Raw genomic sequence first — 15,099 nt, forward strand, 5'->3', positions numbered from 1 at the left:
GAACTGCGCAACAAGCCCCCACCGGCCCGGGCTTTAGGGGCGCGGGGAACTGCGCGACCAGCCCCCACCGGCCGGCAGCCGACATCGAACCGCCGTACCCCGCCCCCGCCCCCGACGCCGGCGCCTCAGGCACGCCGGGAGGGGGTCTCCCAGGGGCGCGAGGAACTGCGCGACCAGCCCCCACCGGCCGTCAGCCAGCACTCAGCGGTCGAACCCCGAACCTCGCCCCCTCAGCCCGCATATTCGCTCGACTTCCGCCCCCGCGTCCGGGACGCTCACACGCGACGTCCCTCACAAGGCCCGGAGGTCGGCTTGTCCTTCTCCACGATCCACAGCATCACCTTCGACTGCACCAACGACCCCTACGACCTAGGCCTGTTCTGGAGCCGGCTGCTCGGCCGCCCCCTCGCCGACGACGACAAACCCGGCGACCCCGAGGCCCTGATCGCCGACCCGGCCGGCGGCCCCAGGCTGCTCTTCGTGCGGGTCCCGGAGGGCAAGACCGCCAAGAACCGCGTCCACCTCGACGTACAGCCCCACGGCCGCACCAGGGACGAGGAGGTCGAACGCGCGATCTCCCTCGGTGCCCGGCTCGTCGCGGACCACCGCAGGCCCGACGGCGGCGGCTGGGCCCTCATGGCCGACCCCGAGGGCAACGAATTCTGCGTGGAGCGCGGCGAGTTGGGCTGATCAACATCAGCCACATCAGCCCGACTCCGCGGTGACGTAGTCGGCGTGGTACTCCACGCGCTGCGCCGACGTCAGATGACAGGCCGCGCCATGCCCGGCGGTACGGGGCAGATCGGGGCGCCGACTCGCACAGCGCCCCGCCGGCACCTGCTCCCGGAACGCGCAACGTGGCTCGAAGCGGCAGCCCGGGGGCGGGTCCAGGAGCGACGGGGGCGTCCCCGGGATCGGGGACAGTGGCACGTCCACCGGGGCGCTCAGGGTGGGCATCGAGCCCAGCAGGCCCCAGGTGTACGGGTGTTGGGGCGACCGCAGCACCTCGCGCCGGGTGCCGCGTTCCACCGCCCGGCCCGCGTACATCACCAGGATGTCGTCCGCCATACGGGAGATGACGCCCAGGTCGTGCGTGATGAAGACGATCGACGTGCCGAACTCCTGCTGAAGGTCCCCCAGCAGGTCCATGATCTGGGCCTGGACCGTGACGTCCAGGGCCGTCGTCGGTTCGTCGGCGATCAGGAGTTCCGGGTCGCACACCAACGCCATGGCGATCATCACGCGTTGGCGCATACCCCCGGAGAACTGATGGGGATAGTCGTCCGCGCGGAGCACCGGCTGGGGTATGCCCACCCGCCTCAGCATCTCCACCGCCCGCGCCTTGGACTCCCTCCTGGACGCGCCCGTGTGCTTCGCGTACGTCTCCGCGATCTGCCTGCCCACCGTGTGGTACGGCGACAGGGACGCCAGCGCGTCCTGGAAGATCATCGCCATCTTGCTGCCCCGGAGCCGCTCCAGCTCCCGTTCCCGCGCCGTCAGCAACTCCTTGCCGTCCAGCACGATCTCCCCGGCCAGCGTCGTGCGCGCACGGTCGTGCAGGCCCAGGATCGCCAGGTTCGTCACCGACTTGCCCGAGCCGGACTCGCCGACGATGCCCAGGGTCCGGCCCCGCTCGACGTCGAAGGAGAGCCCGTCGACCGCCCGTACGACAGCGTCGTCGGTGGCGAAGTGGACGCGCAGATCCCGTACGGAGAGGAAGGGGCCGGCAGCCGACTCGGCCATGGAGGTCACCAGGTCCCCTCTATGCCAGCCTGATCCGCGGGTCGATCAGCGCGTACACCGCGTCCACCACGATGTTCGCGACGACGATGGCGGCGGCGGCGACCAGGACCACCCCCAGCAGCAGCGGCAGGTCGTTGTCGCGCACCGCCTTGATGGACAGGGCGCCGATGCCGTGCAGGCCGAAGGTCTCCTCCGTGATGATCGCGCCGCCGAGCAGATAGCCGATGTCGAGGCCCAGGATCGTGACGATCGGGCCCATCGCACCCCGCCAGGCGAACCGGAAGAACACCGTACGGCGGGACAGGCCCTTGGCGCAGGCCGTACGGACGTAGTCCTCGGCGAGGGTCTCCACGAGCTGGGAGCGGGTCATCCGGGTGTAGTTGGCGGTGAAGATGATCGCGAGGACGAACCAGGGCAGCAGCAGGCCCTTGAACCAGGCCGCCGGGTCCTGGGTGAAGCCGACGCTGTCCTGGGGGCGGGGGAGGATGCCCCACTGGTCGGAGAGGTAGTACATGGCGACCACGCCGACGATGTAGATCTGCAGCGACGAGCCGACCAGCGAGATCGACGACGCGATCTTGTCGAGGGCCCGGCCCTGCTTCACCGCCGCCAGCATGCCCGTACCGACACCGAGGACCACGAACACCACCGAGCTGCCGAGGGCGAGGGACAGGGTGGTGGGGAAGCGGTTCGTGATGAGGCCGAGGACCGGCTCGTGGTTGGTGAAGGAGTAGCCGAGGCAGGGCGCCGCACAGTGCCCGAGGCCGGCGTAGTCACGGCCCACGAACACGCCCGCGAGCCAGTGCCAGTACTGCACCGGCAGCGGATCGTCGATGCCCAGGTTGCGCCGGACGAGCGCGAGCGTCTCCGGCGTACAGAGCTTGCCGCACGCGCTGCGGGCCGGGTCGCGCGGAGCGACGTAGAAGAGGACGAAGGTGATCGCACTGATGACGAGAAGAATCATCAGCGCACTGAACGTCCGGCGGAGTATGAAGCGGAACATGGCGATCGGTTTCCCTGGCGGAAACCCCGACACCGGCCCCTGGTGGGTGGGGCTGGTGCCGGGGTGGTCGGGTGTGCGGGGCGGGGAGGGGCGCCCCGCTAGGGGCCGCCCCTAAGGGGCGCGGGGAACTGCGCGACCAGCCCCCACCGGCCCGCAGCGAACGACGAACGACCTACGACTTCGCGAACAACTTGTAAAGCACGAACGACGAGTTCAGCGGGTCGTACTCCGCCCCGCCAACCTTGGTCCCGTACAGATAGAACCGCCGCTGATAGGTCTCCGGAATGATCGGCGCCTCCTTCTCCATCAGCTCCTTGTCCAGCGCCGCCCACGCCGCGTTCGCCTTCGTCTGGTCGGTCAGCGCCGCGGCCTTGTCGATCGCCGCGTCTACCCAACTCACCTTCAGCTGCGAGACGTTGTTCGCCCCGTTGGCGATCGTCCGGCCGTCGAAGAGCGGCTGGAGCATGGTGTAGCCGGTGGGCCAGTCCGGGGACCAGCCGAACCACATCACGTCGAAGGAGTTGTCGATCTGCTGGACCTGGTCGTAGTAGCTGGTCGACTCGACCGGCTTCACGACCGGGTCGAAGCCCGCCTCCTTGAGGGCGTTGGCGATGACGACCTTCGTCTTCTCGTAGGCGTCGTTGCCGCCCTGCGGGTAGGTGTAGACGATCTTCTGGCCGAGCTTGCCGGCCTCCTTGAGCAGCGCCTTGGCCTTCGCGGTGTCGCCCTGCGGCTTGGCCAGCTTGCCGTAGATGTCGAACTTCACCCGGCCGGCCATGTCGGGGCCGAGGATCGTGGTCGCGTAGTCGCCTGCGGACGGGCCGCCGTAGATGGTCCGGATCTGCTGCAACGGCCAGGCGTAGTTGAGCGCCTGACGGACCTTCAGGTCGGGGATCCGCTTGCAGTTGATGGCGTAGTAGTACAGGCCGGTGAGCAGTCCGTCGACGGTACGGCTCTTCAGCGCGGGCGTCGTCAGCACCTTCTGGATGCGCTCGGCCGGCACCCCGCTGTACGCCATCACCGCGTACTGGTCGGTCCCGGAGTCCGCGATCAGCCGGTCGGTGGTCTGGAGTGCCTCGGGGCCGAACTCGAAGGCGAACGAGTCCGGGTAGGCGTTGCGGATCGGGTCGGTCGCCGGGTCCCAGTGGGTGTTGCGGACCATCGTCAGAGACTTGTCGACGGAGTGCTGGGAGAGCCGGTAGGGCCCGCAGGAGAACGGGTCCTTGTCGTACTTCTCCTTGGTGTCGTGCTTCGCGGACACCGCTCCGTACGACTGCATCGCCAGCGTCCAGTTGAGGTCCGGGCGGGCCGTCTTGAGGTGGAAGGTGATCGTCTTCTTCGCGGTGTCCGTGACGACCGAGTCGAGGTGCTTGCCGTCGTACGGGCCCTTGTAGACCGAGCGGAAGTCGTTGCTGCCGGTCAGCGCGGCCTGGAGGTAGGTGGCGCCCTCGGTGGTGAAGCTGGCGAAGCCGCGCTCGATGCCGTGCCGTACGTCCTCGACGGTCAGCTCGCTGCCGTCCTCCCACTTCAGCCCGTCCTTCAGGGTGAAGGTCCAGGTCTTGCCGCCGTCCGCCATGGTGCCGGTGTCGGTGGCGAGGTCGCCGACGAGCTTCATCGCGCCGCCGTCGATGCGGTAGCCGGTCAGACAGCGGATGTAGAGGTTGCCGACCTCGGAGTTCCACGAGTAGTAGATGCGCTGCGGGTCGAGGTGCGAGAAGTCCTGCGGGCCGATCGGCCGGATCGTGCCGCCCTTCTTCGCGCCGGGGATCTCCGGCGCGGGCCCCGTGGAGTCCTCCTTGGTGCCGATGGTGACCGACGAGTACTTGTTCGTCCCGGCCGCGCCGCCCCCCGACGTACCGCCACCGCCTCCCCCGCCGCTGCTGCACGCGGACAGGACCATGGAGCCGCCGGCGGCTACCGAGGTGGCGATGACGAAGTTTCTGCGGGAGAGAGACATGGGGTGTCCTGCCTGAATCAGGGAGAAGGGGTGTTTCCCGGGGTTTCCGGATTTTTGTGCGGGGCCGGTGCGGGGCGGTGCGGGGGAGGGACGGCGCCGGAGCTCAGCGCCTCGTCTTCGGGTCCAGTGCGTCGCGCACCGAGTCGCCGAGGAGGTTGAAGGCGATCACGAAGATCACCATCGACAGACCGGGGAAGAGCATGTACGTGATGTCGTTCTGGTAGACCTGCGCCCCGCGCTGGATCATCACGCCCCAGTCGGGTGTGGGGTCGCTGAGCCCGACCCCGAGGAAGGCGAGCGCCGCCTCGGTGGTGACGTACATGGGCAGCGCGAGGGTCGCCTGGATGAGGACCGGGGTCCACAGGTTGGGCAGCAGTTCCTTGAAGATGATCCGGGACGGGGAGGCCCCGGTGACCTTGGCGGACTCCACGAACTCCCGCTCGCGCAGGGCGAGCACCTCACCGCGCAGCAGCCGGGCGATGGGCGCCCAGCCGAACGCGGTCATCACGGAGATCAGACTGACGACGGTCAGCCAGGTCGGGGTGTTCTCCTCCGGTGACACGAAGATCGAGATCATCACCGGCCAGAAGGCGATGAAGAACAGTGTGGAGGGGAACGCCAGCAGGATGTCGATGACCCGGCCGACGAAGCCGTCGATCCGCCCGCCCATGTAGCCGGCCGTGATGCCGACGACGATGCCGAGCAGGGTGACCAGCACGGTCGTCACCGTGGCGATGAGCAGCGAGTTGCGGATGCCGTACAGCAGCAGGGTGAAGACGTCCCGGCCGAGCTGGGGCTCGACGCCGAACCAGAAGTCGCCGCTGATGCCGCCGTTGGGTCTGATCGGGAAACCGAACTCGTTGAGCAGCCCGGTGCCGTTCTGGCCGTACGTCGTGTACGGGTCCTTGCCGTAGACCTTGGAGATCAGCGGGGCGGCGATGCCCGCGACGAAGAACAGCACGACCACGACGGCCGAGACGAGTCCGGTCCGGTCGCGGCGGAAGCGCAGCCAGGCGATCCGCCCCGGCGAGCGGCCGGTGCCGCCACGGGCCGGCGCGGTGGGCGTCGGCGGTACGGCACCGGAATCGGCCGCCACCCGGGGTGTGGTGGCGGAAGGCATAGACGAGGTCACATTGGGGACTTTTCTGCGCCGGTTCAGTCGCCGTCAATGTTTTGTTGACGCCTTTGATCTGGACTTTTGCCCTTTGACCCAGGGCAGGGCCAGCACTTGGTTCGGCTTTGGACGGCCATGACCAAAGCGGGAGGGAGACCCGTACGGGTCGCCCAGGCGTGCGTTATGGGTGCTGTGCGCCGATATTGACCGATAACGGTATGGCGCACTGAACAGGAGGCACTCCATGCGTGGAGCCACGCACGTCCGATGGGCCGCATGCGCGGTGGCGGTGGCCCTCGCGGCGACCGCCTGCGGGAGCGACGACAGCGACAGCGACAGCGGCGGCAGTGGCAGCGGTGACGGTTCCGGAGTGCTCAGCTCCTCCTGGGGCGACCCGCAGAACCCGTTGGAGCCCGCCAACACCAACGAGGTGCAGGGCGGCAAGGTCCTCGACATGGTCTTCCGCGGACTGAAGCGGTACGACGCCAAGACCGGCAAGGCCAACGACATGATGGCCGAGAGCATCGAGACGACCGACTCGCAGAACTTCACCGTCACCATCAAGGACGGCTGGAAGTTCAGCAACGGCGAGGCCGTCACCGCCAAGTCGTTCGTCGACGCCTGGAACTACGGCGCCAGCCTCAAGAACAACCAGAAGAACGCCTACTTCTTCGGCTACATCGACGGCTACGACAAGGTCCACCCCGAGGACGGCAGCAAGCAGACCGCCGACACCCTCTCCGGGCTCAAGGTGACCGGCACCAACACGTTCACCGTCAAGCTCAACCAGAAGTTCTCGACGTTCCCCGACACCCTCGGCTACTCGGCCTTCTCGCCGCTGCCGCAGTCCTTCTTCACGGACCACACGGCCTGGCTGAGCAAGCCCGTCGGCAACGGCCCGTACACGATCAAGTCGTACACCAAGGGCTCCCAGATGTCCCTGCGGAAGTGGGACGCCTACTCGGGCACCGACAAGGCGCAGAACGGCGGTGTCGACCTCAAGGTCTACACCGACAACAACACCGCCTACACCGACCTGATGGCCGGCAACCTCGACCTCGTCGACGACGTGCCCGCCTCCCAGCTCACCAACGTCAAGGCCGACCTCGGCGACCGGTACATCAACACGCCCGCCGGCATCATCCAGACCCTCGCCTTCCCGTTCTACGACAAGGACTGGGACAAGCCCGGCATGGAGAAGGTCCGCACCGGTCTCTCCCGCGCGATCAACCGCGAGCAGATCACCGACACGATCTTCCAGAAGACCCGCACCCCCGCCACCGACTGGACCTCACCCGTCCTCGGCGAGGAGGGCGGCTACAAGGCAGGCCTGTGCGGCGACGCCTGCGAGTACGACCCCGAGGAGGCCAAGAAGCTCATCGAGGAGGGCGGCGGTTTCCCCGGCGGCCAGGTCAAGATCTCGTACAACGCGGACACCGGCTCGCACAAGCAGTGGGTCGACGCGGTCTGCAACAGCGTCAACAACGCGCTCGACAACGACAAGGCCTGCGTCGGCAACCCGGTCGGCACCTTCGCCGACTTCCGCAACCAGATCACCCAGTCCAAGATGTCGGGCCCGTTCCGCGCGGGCTGGCAGATGGACTACCCGCTGATCCAGAACTTCCTCCAGCCGCTCTACTACACCAACGCCTCCTCCAACGACGGCAAGTGGACCAACAAGGAGTTCGACAAGCTCGTCAACGAGGCCAACGCGGAGACCGACCAGGCCAAGGCCGTCGAGCTGTTCCAGCAGGCCGAGGAGGTCCTGCGGGACGACATGGGCGCCATCCCGCTCTGGTACCAGAACGGCAGCGCCGGCTACTCGGAACGCCTCTCGAACGTGGCCCTGAACCCGTTCAGCCTGCCCGTGTACAGCGAGATCAAGGTCAGCTGAGCCGCCGGGACAGCCGTTCCCGGGCGGCTGTCCCACTACCTCCGGAGCCCTCATGGGACGGTACGTGATCCGGCGTCTGCTGCAGATGATCCCGGTCTTCATCGGCGCCACCCTGCTGATCTTCCTGATGGTGAACGTGATGGGCGACCCCATCGCGGGCCTCTGCGGCGACCGGCAGTGCGACCCGGCCACGTCCGCCCAGCTCCGCAAGGAGTTCGGCCTCGACAAGCCCGTCTGGCAGCAATACCTGACCTACATGGGCAACGTCTTCACCGGCGACTTCGGCACCGCCTTCAACGGCCAGGAGGTCACCGAGCTGATGTCGACGGCGTTCCCCGTCACCATCCGGCTCACGATCGTGGCGATCTTCTTCGAGATCGTCATCGGCATCACCCTGGGCGTGGTGACCGGCCTGCGCCGGGGCAAGCCGGTCGACACGGGCGTCCTCCTGGGCACCTTGGTCGTCATCTCGGTCCCGACCTTCGTCACCGGTCTGCTACTGCAACTCCTGCTGGGCGTCGAGTGGGCCTGGATCAAACCGTCGGTGTCGACGGACGCCACCTTCGACGAACTGATCGTCCCGGGCCTGGTCCTGGCCTCGGTCTCCCTGGCCTACGTGACCCGTCTGACCCGCACCTCGATCGCGGAGAACCGACGCTCCGACTACGTCCGTACAGCGGTCGCCAAGGGCCTCCCCAGGCGCCGCGTGATCACCCGCCACCTGCTCCGCAACTCACTCATCCCCGTGGTCACCTTCATCGGCACGGACGTCGGCGCGCTGATGGGCGGCGCGATCGTCACCGAGCGGATCTTCAACATCCACGGCGTCGGCTACCAGCTCTACCAGGGCATTCTCCGCCAGAACACCCAGACGGTGGTCGGCTTCGTGACCGTCCTCGTCCTCGTCTTCCTGGTCGCCAACCTGCTCGTCGACCTCCTGTACGCCGTACTCGACCCGAGGATCCGCTATGCCTGAGCAGCCGTACGAACCGGAGGGCGCCATCGCCGCGACCGGCATGGGCGGCGCCATGGACCTCGCGATGAGCGAGGCGGAGACGCTGGAGAAGCGCCCGGACGGCGACGGCGGCGGTCCGACCGAGAAACCGCGCTCCCTCTGGTCGGACGCCTGGCACGACCTGCGCCGCAACCCCGTCTTCATCATCGCCGGGCTGGTCATCCTCTTCCTGGTCGTCATCTCCATCTGGCCCTCGTCGATCGCCTCCGGCAACCCCCTCAAGTGCGACCTCGCCAACGCCCAGAAGGGCTCGGAGCCGGGCCATCCCTTCGGATTCGACGGCCAGGGCTGCGACGTCTACACGCGCACGGTCTACGGCGCCCGTACGTCCGTCACGGTCGGCGTCTGCGCCACGCTCGGGGTCGCGATCCTCGGGTCGGTCCTCGGCGGGTTCGCCGGGTTCTTCGGCGGGGTCTGGGACTCGGTCCTGTCCCGGATCACCGACGTGTTCTTCGCGATCCCGGTCGTCCTCGGCGGCCTCGTCCTGCTCTCCGTGGTGACCAGCTCGACGGTCTGGCCGGTCATCGGGTTCATGGTGCTGCTCGGCTGGCCGCAGATCTCCCGGATCGCCCGCGGCTCGGTCATCACCGCCAAACAGAACGACTACGTCCAGGCGGCCCGCGCCCTCGGCGCCTCCAACTCCCGCATGCTGCTACGGCACATCACACCCAACGCGGTCGCCCCGGTGATCGTCGTGGCGACCATCGCACTCGGCACGTACATCGCCCTGGAGGCGACCCTGTCCTACCTGGGCGTGGGCCTGAAGCCCCCCACCGTCTCCTGGGGCATCGACATCAGCGCGGCCTCCCCGTACATCCGCAACGCCCCGCACGCCCTCCTCTGGCCCTCCGGAGCGCTCGCGGTCACCGTCCTCGCGTTCATCATGCTCGGCGACGCGGTGCGCGACGCCCTCGACCCGAAGCTGAGGTGACCGGCGCCATGCTCCTCGAAGTACGCGACCTCCACGTGGAGTTCAGAACCCGGGACGGGGTCGCCAAGGCCGTCAACGGCGTCACCTACAGCGTGGACGCGGGCGAGACGCTCGCCGTGCTCGGCGAGTCCGGCTCCGGCAAGTCGGTGACGGCCCAGGCGGTGATGGGCATCCTCGACATCCCGCCGGGGAAGATCACCGGGGGCGAGATCCTGTTCCAGGGCCAGGACCTGCTCACCTTCAAGGAGGAGGAGCGCCGCAAGGTCCGGGGCGCCCGGATGGCGATGATCTTCCAGGACGCGCTGTCGTCCCTGAACCCGGTGCTCAGCGTGGGCGACCAGCTCGGCGAGATGTTCACCGTGCACCGCGGAATGTCCCGAAAGGACGCCCGCACCAAGGCGATTGAGCTGATGGAACGGGTCCGCATCCCGGGCGCCGCCCAGCGCGTACGGGACTATCCGCACCAGTTCTCCGGAGGCATGCGCCAGCGCATCATGATCGCCATGGCGCTGGCCCTGGAACCGGACCTGATCATCGCCGACGAACCGACGACGGCCCTCGACGTGACCGTCCAGGCCCAAGTCATGGACCTGCTCGCGGAGTTGCAGCGCGAACTGAACATGGGCCTGATCCTCATCACCCACGACCTCGGGGTCGTCGCGGACGTCGCCGACAAGATCGCCGTCATGTACGCGGGCCGGATCGTCGAGTCGGCGCCGGTCCACGACATCTACAAGGCGCCCGCCCACCCGTACACCAAGGGCCTGTTGGAGTCGATCCCGCGCCTCGACCAGAAGGGCCGCGAGCTGTACGCCATCAAGGGCCTCCCGCCGAACCTGATGAACATCCCGCCGGGCTGCGCCTTCAACCCGCGCTGCCCGATGGCGCAGGACATCTGCCGCGCGGAGGTACCGCCCCTCGCCGAGGTCGACGAGGACCGCAGAAGCGCCTGCTTCTTCTGGAGGGAGACGCTAGATGCCCACAACAACTGAGCCGATCCTCGAAGTGACCGGGCTGGTCAAGCACTACCCGCTCACCCAGGGCATCCTCTTCAAGAAGCAGGTGGGCGCCGTCCGGGCCGTCGACGGCGTCGACTTCGCGCTGGGCGCGGGCGAAACCCTGGGCATCGTGGGGGAGTCGGGCTGCGGCAAGTCGACGGTCGCCAAGATGCTGGTCAACCTGGAGAAGCCGACGGCCGGGACGATCAAGTACAAGGGCGAGGACATCACCAAGATGTCGGGGCGGGCGCTGAAGGCCGTACGCCGGAACATCCAGATGGTCTTCCAGGACCCGTACACCTCCCTCAACCCCCGGATGACGGTCGGCGACATCATCGGGGAGCCCTACGAGATCCACCCCGAGGTCGCGCCCAAGGGCGACCGGCGGCAGAAGGTCCAGGATCTGCTGGATGTGGTCGGTCTCAACCCCGAGTACATCAACCGCTATCCGCACCAGTTCTCCGGCGGCCAGCGCCAACGCATCGGTATCGCACGGGGGTTGGCGCTGCGCCCCGAGATCATCGTCGCCGACGAACCGGTGTCGGCGCTCGACGTGTCGGTGCAGGCGCAGGTGATCAACCTGATGGACCGCCTCCAGAGCGAGTTCGGGCTGGCGTACATCTTCATCGCGCACGACCTGTCGATCGTGCGGCACATCTCGGACCGGGTCGGGGTGATGTACCTCGGGCGGATCGTGGAGATCGGCCGGGACGCCGAGATCTACGACCACCCCACGCACCCCTACACCCAGGCACTCCTCTCCGCGGTGCCCGTCCCCGACCCCGAGGCCCGCGAGCACCGGGAGCGGATCATCCTCACCGGTGATGTGCCCTCCCCGACGAACATCCCCTCCGGCTGCCGCTTCCGCACCCGCTGCTGGAAGGCCCAGGAACGGTGCGAGCTGGAGGTGCCGCTGCTGGCGGTACCGGCGGAGTTCCGGCTGACGACGGGGCCGGCGGCGCATGACTCGGCGTGCCACTTCGCGGAGGAGAAGCACGTGGTGCCGACGGAGGCGCCGCCGACAGAGGCTGTGGACGATCATGGAGACGGGCTGAAATAGCAGTATAAATACACACGAACCGCGTTAACACGCAGGCAACTTGGCTGACCCGATCTCGATATATGGACAAGCCACTCTGAGGAACGTACGGCCGTGCGGGTGCCGTAAACGGGCCGGGGCTCGCCATGTAGCCCCGGCCCGTTGCCGTGCCCGGCCTGCCTAGTGGGTCAGCCTCAACGCCCGCTTCAGGAAGTCCACCTGAAGCAGCAGCAGGTTCTCTGCGACCTGCTCCTGCGGGGTCATGTGCGTGACGCCCGACAGGGGGAGCACCTCGTGCGGGCGGCCGGCGGCCAGCAGGGCCGAGGACAGCCGCAGGGCGTGGGCGAATACGACGTTGTCGTCGGCGGTGCCGTGCACGACCATCAGGGGCCGGTGCGGCTCGGCGGGAGCGGACAGCCCGTCGTCCGTCACGAGGGAACTGTTGGCGTACGCCTCCGGGGTCGCGCCCGGGTCGCCGAGATACCGCTCCGTGTAGTGCGTGTCGTACAGCCGCCAGTCCGTCACCGGGGCGCCCGCGATGCCCGCGTGGAAGACGTCGGGCCGCCGCAGCACGGCAAGACCCGCGAGCCAACCGCCGTACGACCAGCCGCGGATGGCCACTCGTGAGAGATCGAGCGGGTGGCGCTCGGCGAGGTCGTGCAGGGCCTCGATCTGATCGTCCAGGGAGACGGTGAAGTCCCCGTGGACCGCCTTCTCCCAGGCCGGCGACCGTCCCGGGGTCCCTCGCCCGTCGGCGACGACCACCGCGAAACCCTGGTCGGCGAACCACTGCGAGGTGAGGTGGGCGTTGTGCGCGGCGACCACTCGGGGGCCGTGCGGACCGCCGTAGGGGTCCATGAGGACGGGGAGGGGAGTGACGCCGTCGTAGTCGTTCGGCATAAGCAGGGCGCATGGAATTCGGCGTGCGCCCCCCTGGGTCAGAGTCACGCGCGGGGACAAACCGGGATCTTCAGCGTACGAGGTGACAGTCGCGGCACGCTTCCCGTCGCGCAGCACCTGCACCTGGGCCCCCGGCCGGTCCGGCACCGCCGACACGAGTACGGTCACGCCCCCGGCGCGAACCGCCGAGTGCACGCCGGGCTCTTGCGAGACGCGCTCCAGCCCGAGTTCGTTCACTCGATAGACGTGAACTTCGCCGATCTCGCTGCCGACGGCCTCCTCCCCGGCGGAGGCCGACACAAGAACATCGTCGGCGGAGACGTCCAGCACCGCCCGTACGTGCAACTGCGCCCCGGTGAGCGGCCGTTCCCCGACGGCGAGCACGCGCGCGCCACCCTCGTCGGCGATACGGACGAGCTGTCCGGAGGGGCTCCAACAAGGCACCCCAGGGAAAAGATCAAGCCAATGTGGATCTTCCTCCGCGTGCACCATCCGGGTCGCCCCGGTGTCCGGGTCCACGGCCAGGAAGAGCTGCCCGCGCTGGTCCCGCGACTGCACGAGAACCAGCGGCGCACCGGCCGCTGACCAGTGCACACGAGCCAGATACGGATACTTGGCCCGGTCCCAGACGACCTCCGTGCGCACGCCCTCAAGGCTGAACACGAAGAGCCGCACTTCGGCGTTCGGGGTGCCGGCCGCCGGATAGGCGACGCGCTGCGGCTCGCGTTCCGGATGTGCCGGATCGGAGATCCACCAGCGGCCGACGGGCGCGTCGTCGGCCCGTGCGACGAGCAGCCGGTCGGACTCCGGGGACCACCAGAAGCCGCGCGAACGGTCCATCTCCTCGGCCGCGATGAACTCGGCGAGCCCGTAGGTCACGGTCTCCGACTCGGGCTCGGCGATCGTGTCGGCCCGCTCACCGGCCAGGTCGGCGACGTGCAGAGCACCGCCCACGACGTAGGCGACGAGCCGCCCGTCGGGGGAGGGTCGGGGATCGATGACGGACCCCGTCACGGGGATCTCCCGCACTGTCCCGGCTTGCAGCTCGGCCACGAAGAGCCGCCCGGACAGGGCGAAGGCGGCCAGTTCGACGGCGGAGTCGGTGGCGTAGGAGACGATCCCGGCGCCCCCCTCACGACTCCGCTCCCGGCGTGCGCGCTCCTCGGCGGACAACTCCTCGTCGGCCCCGCCGAGAAGGGCGAACGGGTCGGCGGCGACCCGTTCCGTACCCTCGGGGAGATCAAGCACCCACAACTTGTTGGCCCGGTCCGTACCGGAGGAGGACCGCAGGTAGGCGACCCGTGAACCGTCGGGCGCCACGGTGAACGCGCGGGGCGCGCCGAGCGTGAATCGCTGGGTACGGGCGTGTCGGCGGGGGAAGGAGACAGGCTCGGTCGTCATGCCCCGACCATATTGGCCATGCGCCCCCTTGTGCGGCCGTGCGCCGACCGATGCGCGCGGACGAATAGATATGATCACTGGCGGCAAGTGGGTATGAACCTGCTGGCCACTGTATGGATTTACTGCCCCCATAGTCCGACCCCCCGCGTCCCTGGGCCCCTTGGAGGTGAGCCGCCGTGGCACTCTCGATTTCGGCGGTCGTGCTGCTGGCGATCATCGTCTTCTTGCTGATCAAGAAGTCAGGACTCAAGGGAGGTCATGCGGTGGTGTGCATGCTCCTCGGGTTCTACATGGCCTCGTCGACCTTCGCCCCGACGATCAGCGACCTGACGACAAGCATCGCGGGCATGATCGGCGACCTCAAGTTCTGACGCCCCGAAGGGCTCCGGAAGGTGTGTGACCGGAGCCCTGCCCTGCTACCGGCGGAGCGTCTTCACTCGATCTCGCCTGCGACGAGCGGGGTGATCCGCAGAGTCCGGACCGCCTCGTCGACCAGCTCCGTGATCTCCTCCGTGCGGGCGACCGTCTCCCACGTCGCCGTCACGACGATGAGACTCTCCATTCCGGGCGGGAAGACGGCAAACTTGATGAATTCGGCCGATTTCCGCCTGAAGCCGAACATGCGCTTCGCCTCAATCCTCGACTGCACACGCACGGCCGGCCCGGCAGGCAGCTCCAGATATGTCACCTGCGGCTCGCCCTTGGGCTTGGCGTTCCCCCACTCCAGGAGCAGCGGCTGGACCTCTTCCCGGGTGGGACGGGCGACACCCTCGTCGCCGTAGGAGTCGACCATGAGATTGGCGAGGGCCTCGCCGTTCTCGGCGTAGTACGCCGCCGCGAGGACCGGGATGTCGTCGTTCAGGTCCACGGCCCGCTCGACCAGGTCGTCGTAGACCGCGCTCTTCTCGATCTCCAGCGCCAGTGGAGAGAGCGTGTCGACAACTTCCCTGGCCAGCACCTCGGCTTCGGCCTTCGTGCCCTCTTTGAGCGTCAGGTCGATCCATCCGGGCCGAAAGTCGAATCGGCACTCGAAGGCCTCGACCAGGGGAGCGCCGTCGTCCGGTGTGGTCATGTCGTCTCTTCCAGCCCGCCTTGTGAATCGGT

General features: G+C 68.1%; 13 protein-coding genes. 7 read left to right on the forward strand and 6 right to left on the reverse strand.

All coding sequences use genetic code 11. The features are described from left to right. Positions 1-312 precede the first annotated feature (312 nt). Entirely contained in the window at positions 313-690 is a 378-nt protein-coding gene (locus tag ACFYXF_RS07085; RefSeq protein WP_389348563.1) for a VOC family protein, read from the forward strand. A 15-nt stretch (positions 691-705) separates the two neighbouring features. Here the strand turns inward: ACFYXF_RS07085 and ACFYXF_RS07090 are convergent, their stop codons facing one another. From ACFYXF_RS07090 to ACFYXF_RS07105, 4 genes are all read right to left on the reverse strand, one after another. Beyond that, entirely contained in the window at positions 706-1,743 is a 1,038-nt protein-coding gene (locus tag ACFYXF_RS07090; RefSeq protein WP_389348998.1) for an ABC transporter ATP-binding protein, read from the reverse strand. Between the two features lie 19 nt (positions 1,744-1,762). Next, positions 1,763-2,746, reverse strand: a complete 984-nt coding sequence (locus ACFYXF_RS07095; protein ID WP_389348564.1) for an ABC transporter permease — start codon at positions 2,744-2,746, stop codon at positions 1,763-1,765. A gap of 172 nt (positions 2,747-2,918) precedes the next feature. Then, positions 2,919-4,703: an ABC transporter substrate-binding protein gene (locus ACFYXF_RS07100; protein WP_389348565.1), complete on the reverse strand. Its 1,785-nt coding sequence runs from the start codon at positions 4,701-4,703 to the stop codon at positions 2,919-2,921. A gap of 103 nt (positions 4,704-4,806) precedes the next feature. Further along, positions 4,807-5,823 carry an ABC transporter permease gene (locus ACFYXF_RS07105; protein ID WP_389348566.1) on the reverse strand — a complete coding sequence of 339 codons (1,017 nt, stop codon included), beginning with the start codon at positions 5,821-5,823 and terminating at the stop codon, positions 4,807-4,809. A 238-nt stretch (positions 5,824-6,061) separates the two neighbouring features. Here ACFYXF_RS07105 and ACFYXF_RS07110 point away from each other — a divergent pair, with 238 nt between their 5' ends. The 5 genes from ACFYXF_RS07110 to ACFYXF_RS07130 are packed head-to-tail and all read left to right on the forward strand — an operon-like array spanning position 6,062 to position 11,715. Next, a complete protein-coding gene (locus ACFYXF_RS07110; protein ID WP_389348567.1) occupies positions 6,062-7,711 on the forward strand; it encodes an ABC transporter substrate-binding protein in 1,650 nt (549 codons plus the stop codon). A gap of 52 nt (positions 7,712-7,763) precedes the next feature. Further along, positions 7,764-8,687, forward strand: a complete 924-nt coding sequence (locus ACFYXF_RS07115; protein ID WP_389348568.1) for an ABC transporter permease — start codon at positions 7,764-7,766, stop codon at positions 8,685-8,687. Then, positions 8,680-9,657, forward strand: a complete 978-nt coding sequence (locus ACFYXF_RS07120) for an ABC transporter permease (protein WP_389348569.1) — start codon at positions 8,680-8,682, stop codon at positions 9,655-9,657. Before ACFYXF_RS07115 ends, ACFYXF_RS07120 begins: the two co-directional genes overlap by 8 nt. An 8-nt stretch (positions 9,658-9,665) precedes the next feature. Then, complete coding sequence (locus ACFYXF_RS07125; protein WP_389348570.1) at positions 9,666-10,649, forward strand: ABC transporter ATP-binding protein; 984 nt, start codon at positions 9,666-9,668, stop codon at positions 10,647-10,649. Then, positions 10,633-11,715: an ABC transporter ATP-binding protein gene (locus tag ACFYXF_RS07130; RefSeq protein ID WP_389348571.1), complete on the forward strand. Its 1,083-nt coding sequence runs from the start codon at positions 10,633-10,635 to the stop codon at positions 11,713-11,715. The genes ACFYXF_RS07125 and ACFYXF_RS07130 overlap by 17 nt, the downstream gene beginning before the upstream one ends. Positions 11,716-11,874: 159 nt before the next feature. On the opposite strand, the gene ACFYXF_RS07135 is transcribed toward ACFYXF_RS07130, so the two are convergent. Beyond that, positions 11,875-13,995 carry a prolyl oligopeptidase family serine peptidase gene (locus ACFYXF_RS07135; protein ID WP_389348572.1) on the reverse strand — a complete coding sequence of 707 codons (2,121 nt, stop codon included), beginning with the start codon at positions 13,993-13,995 and terminating at the stop codon, positions 11,875-11,877. 176 nt (positions 13,996-14,171) lie between these two features. Here ACFYXF_RS07135 and ACFYXF_RS07140 point away from each other — a divergent pair, with 176 nt between their 5' ends. Further along, complete coding sequence (locus ACFYXF_RS07140) at positions 14,172-14,366, forward strand: hypothetical protein (protein WP_006375723.1); 195 nt, start codon at positions 14,172-14,174, stop codon at positions 14,364-14,366. Positions 14,367-14,428: 62 nt separating this feature from the next. Here ACFYXF_RS07140 and ACFYXF_RS07145 read toward each other — a convergent pair whose 3' ends face one another. Continuing rightward, positions 14,429-15,067 (reverse strand): hypothetical protein, encoded by a 639-nt coding sequence (locus tag ACFYXF_RS07145; RefSeq protein WP_389348573.1) that lies wholly within the window; start codon positions 15,065-15,067, stop codon positions 14,429-14,431. Positions 15,068-15,099 lie beyond the last annotated feature (32 nt).

It is taken from the genome of Streptomyces sp. NPDC002680 (genome assembly GCF_042889145.1).
GTDB classification, from domain to species: domain Bacteria; phylum Actinomycetota; class Actinomycetes; order Streptomycetales; family Streptomycetaceae; genus Streptomyces; species Streptomyces adonidis.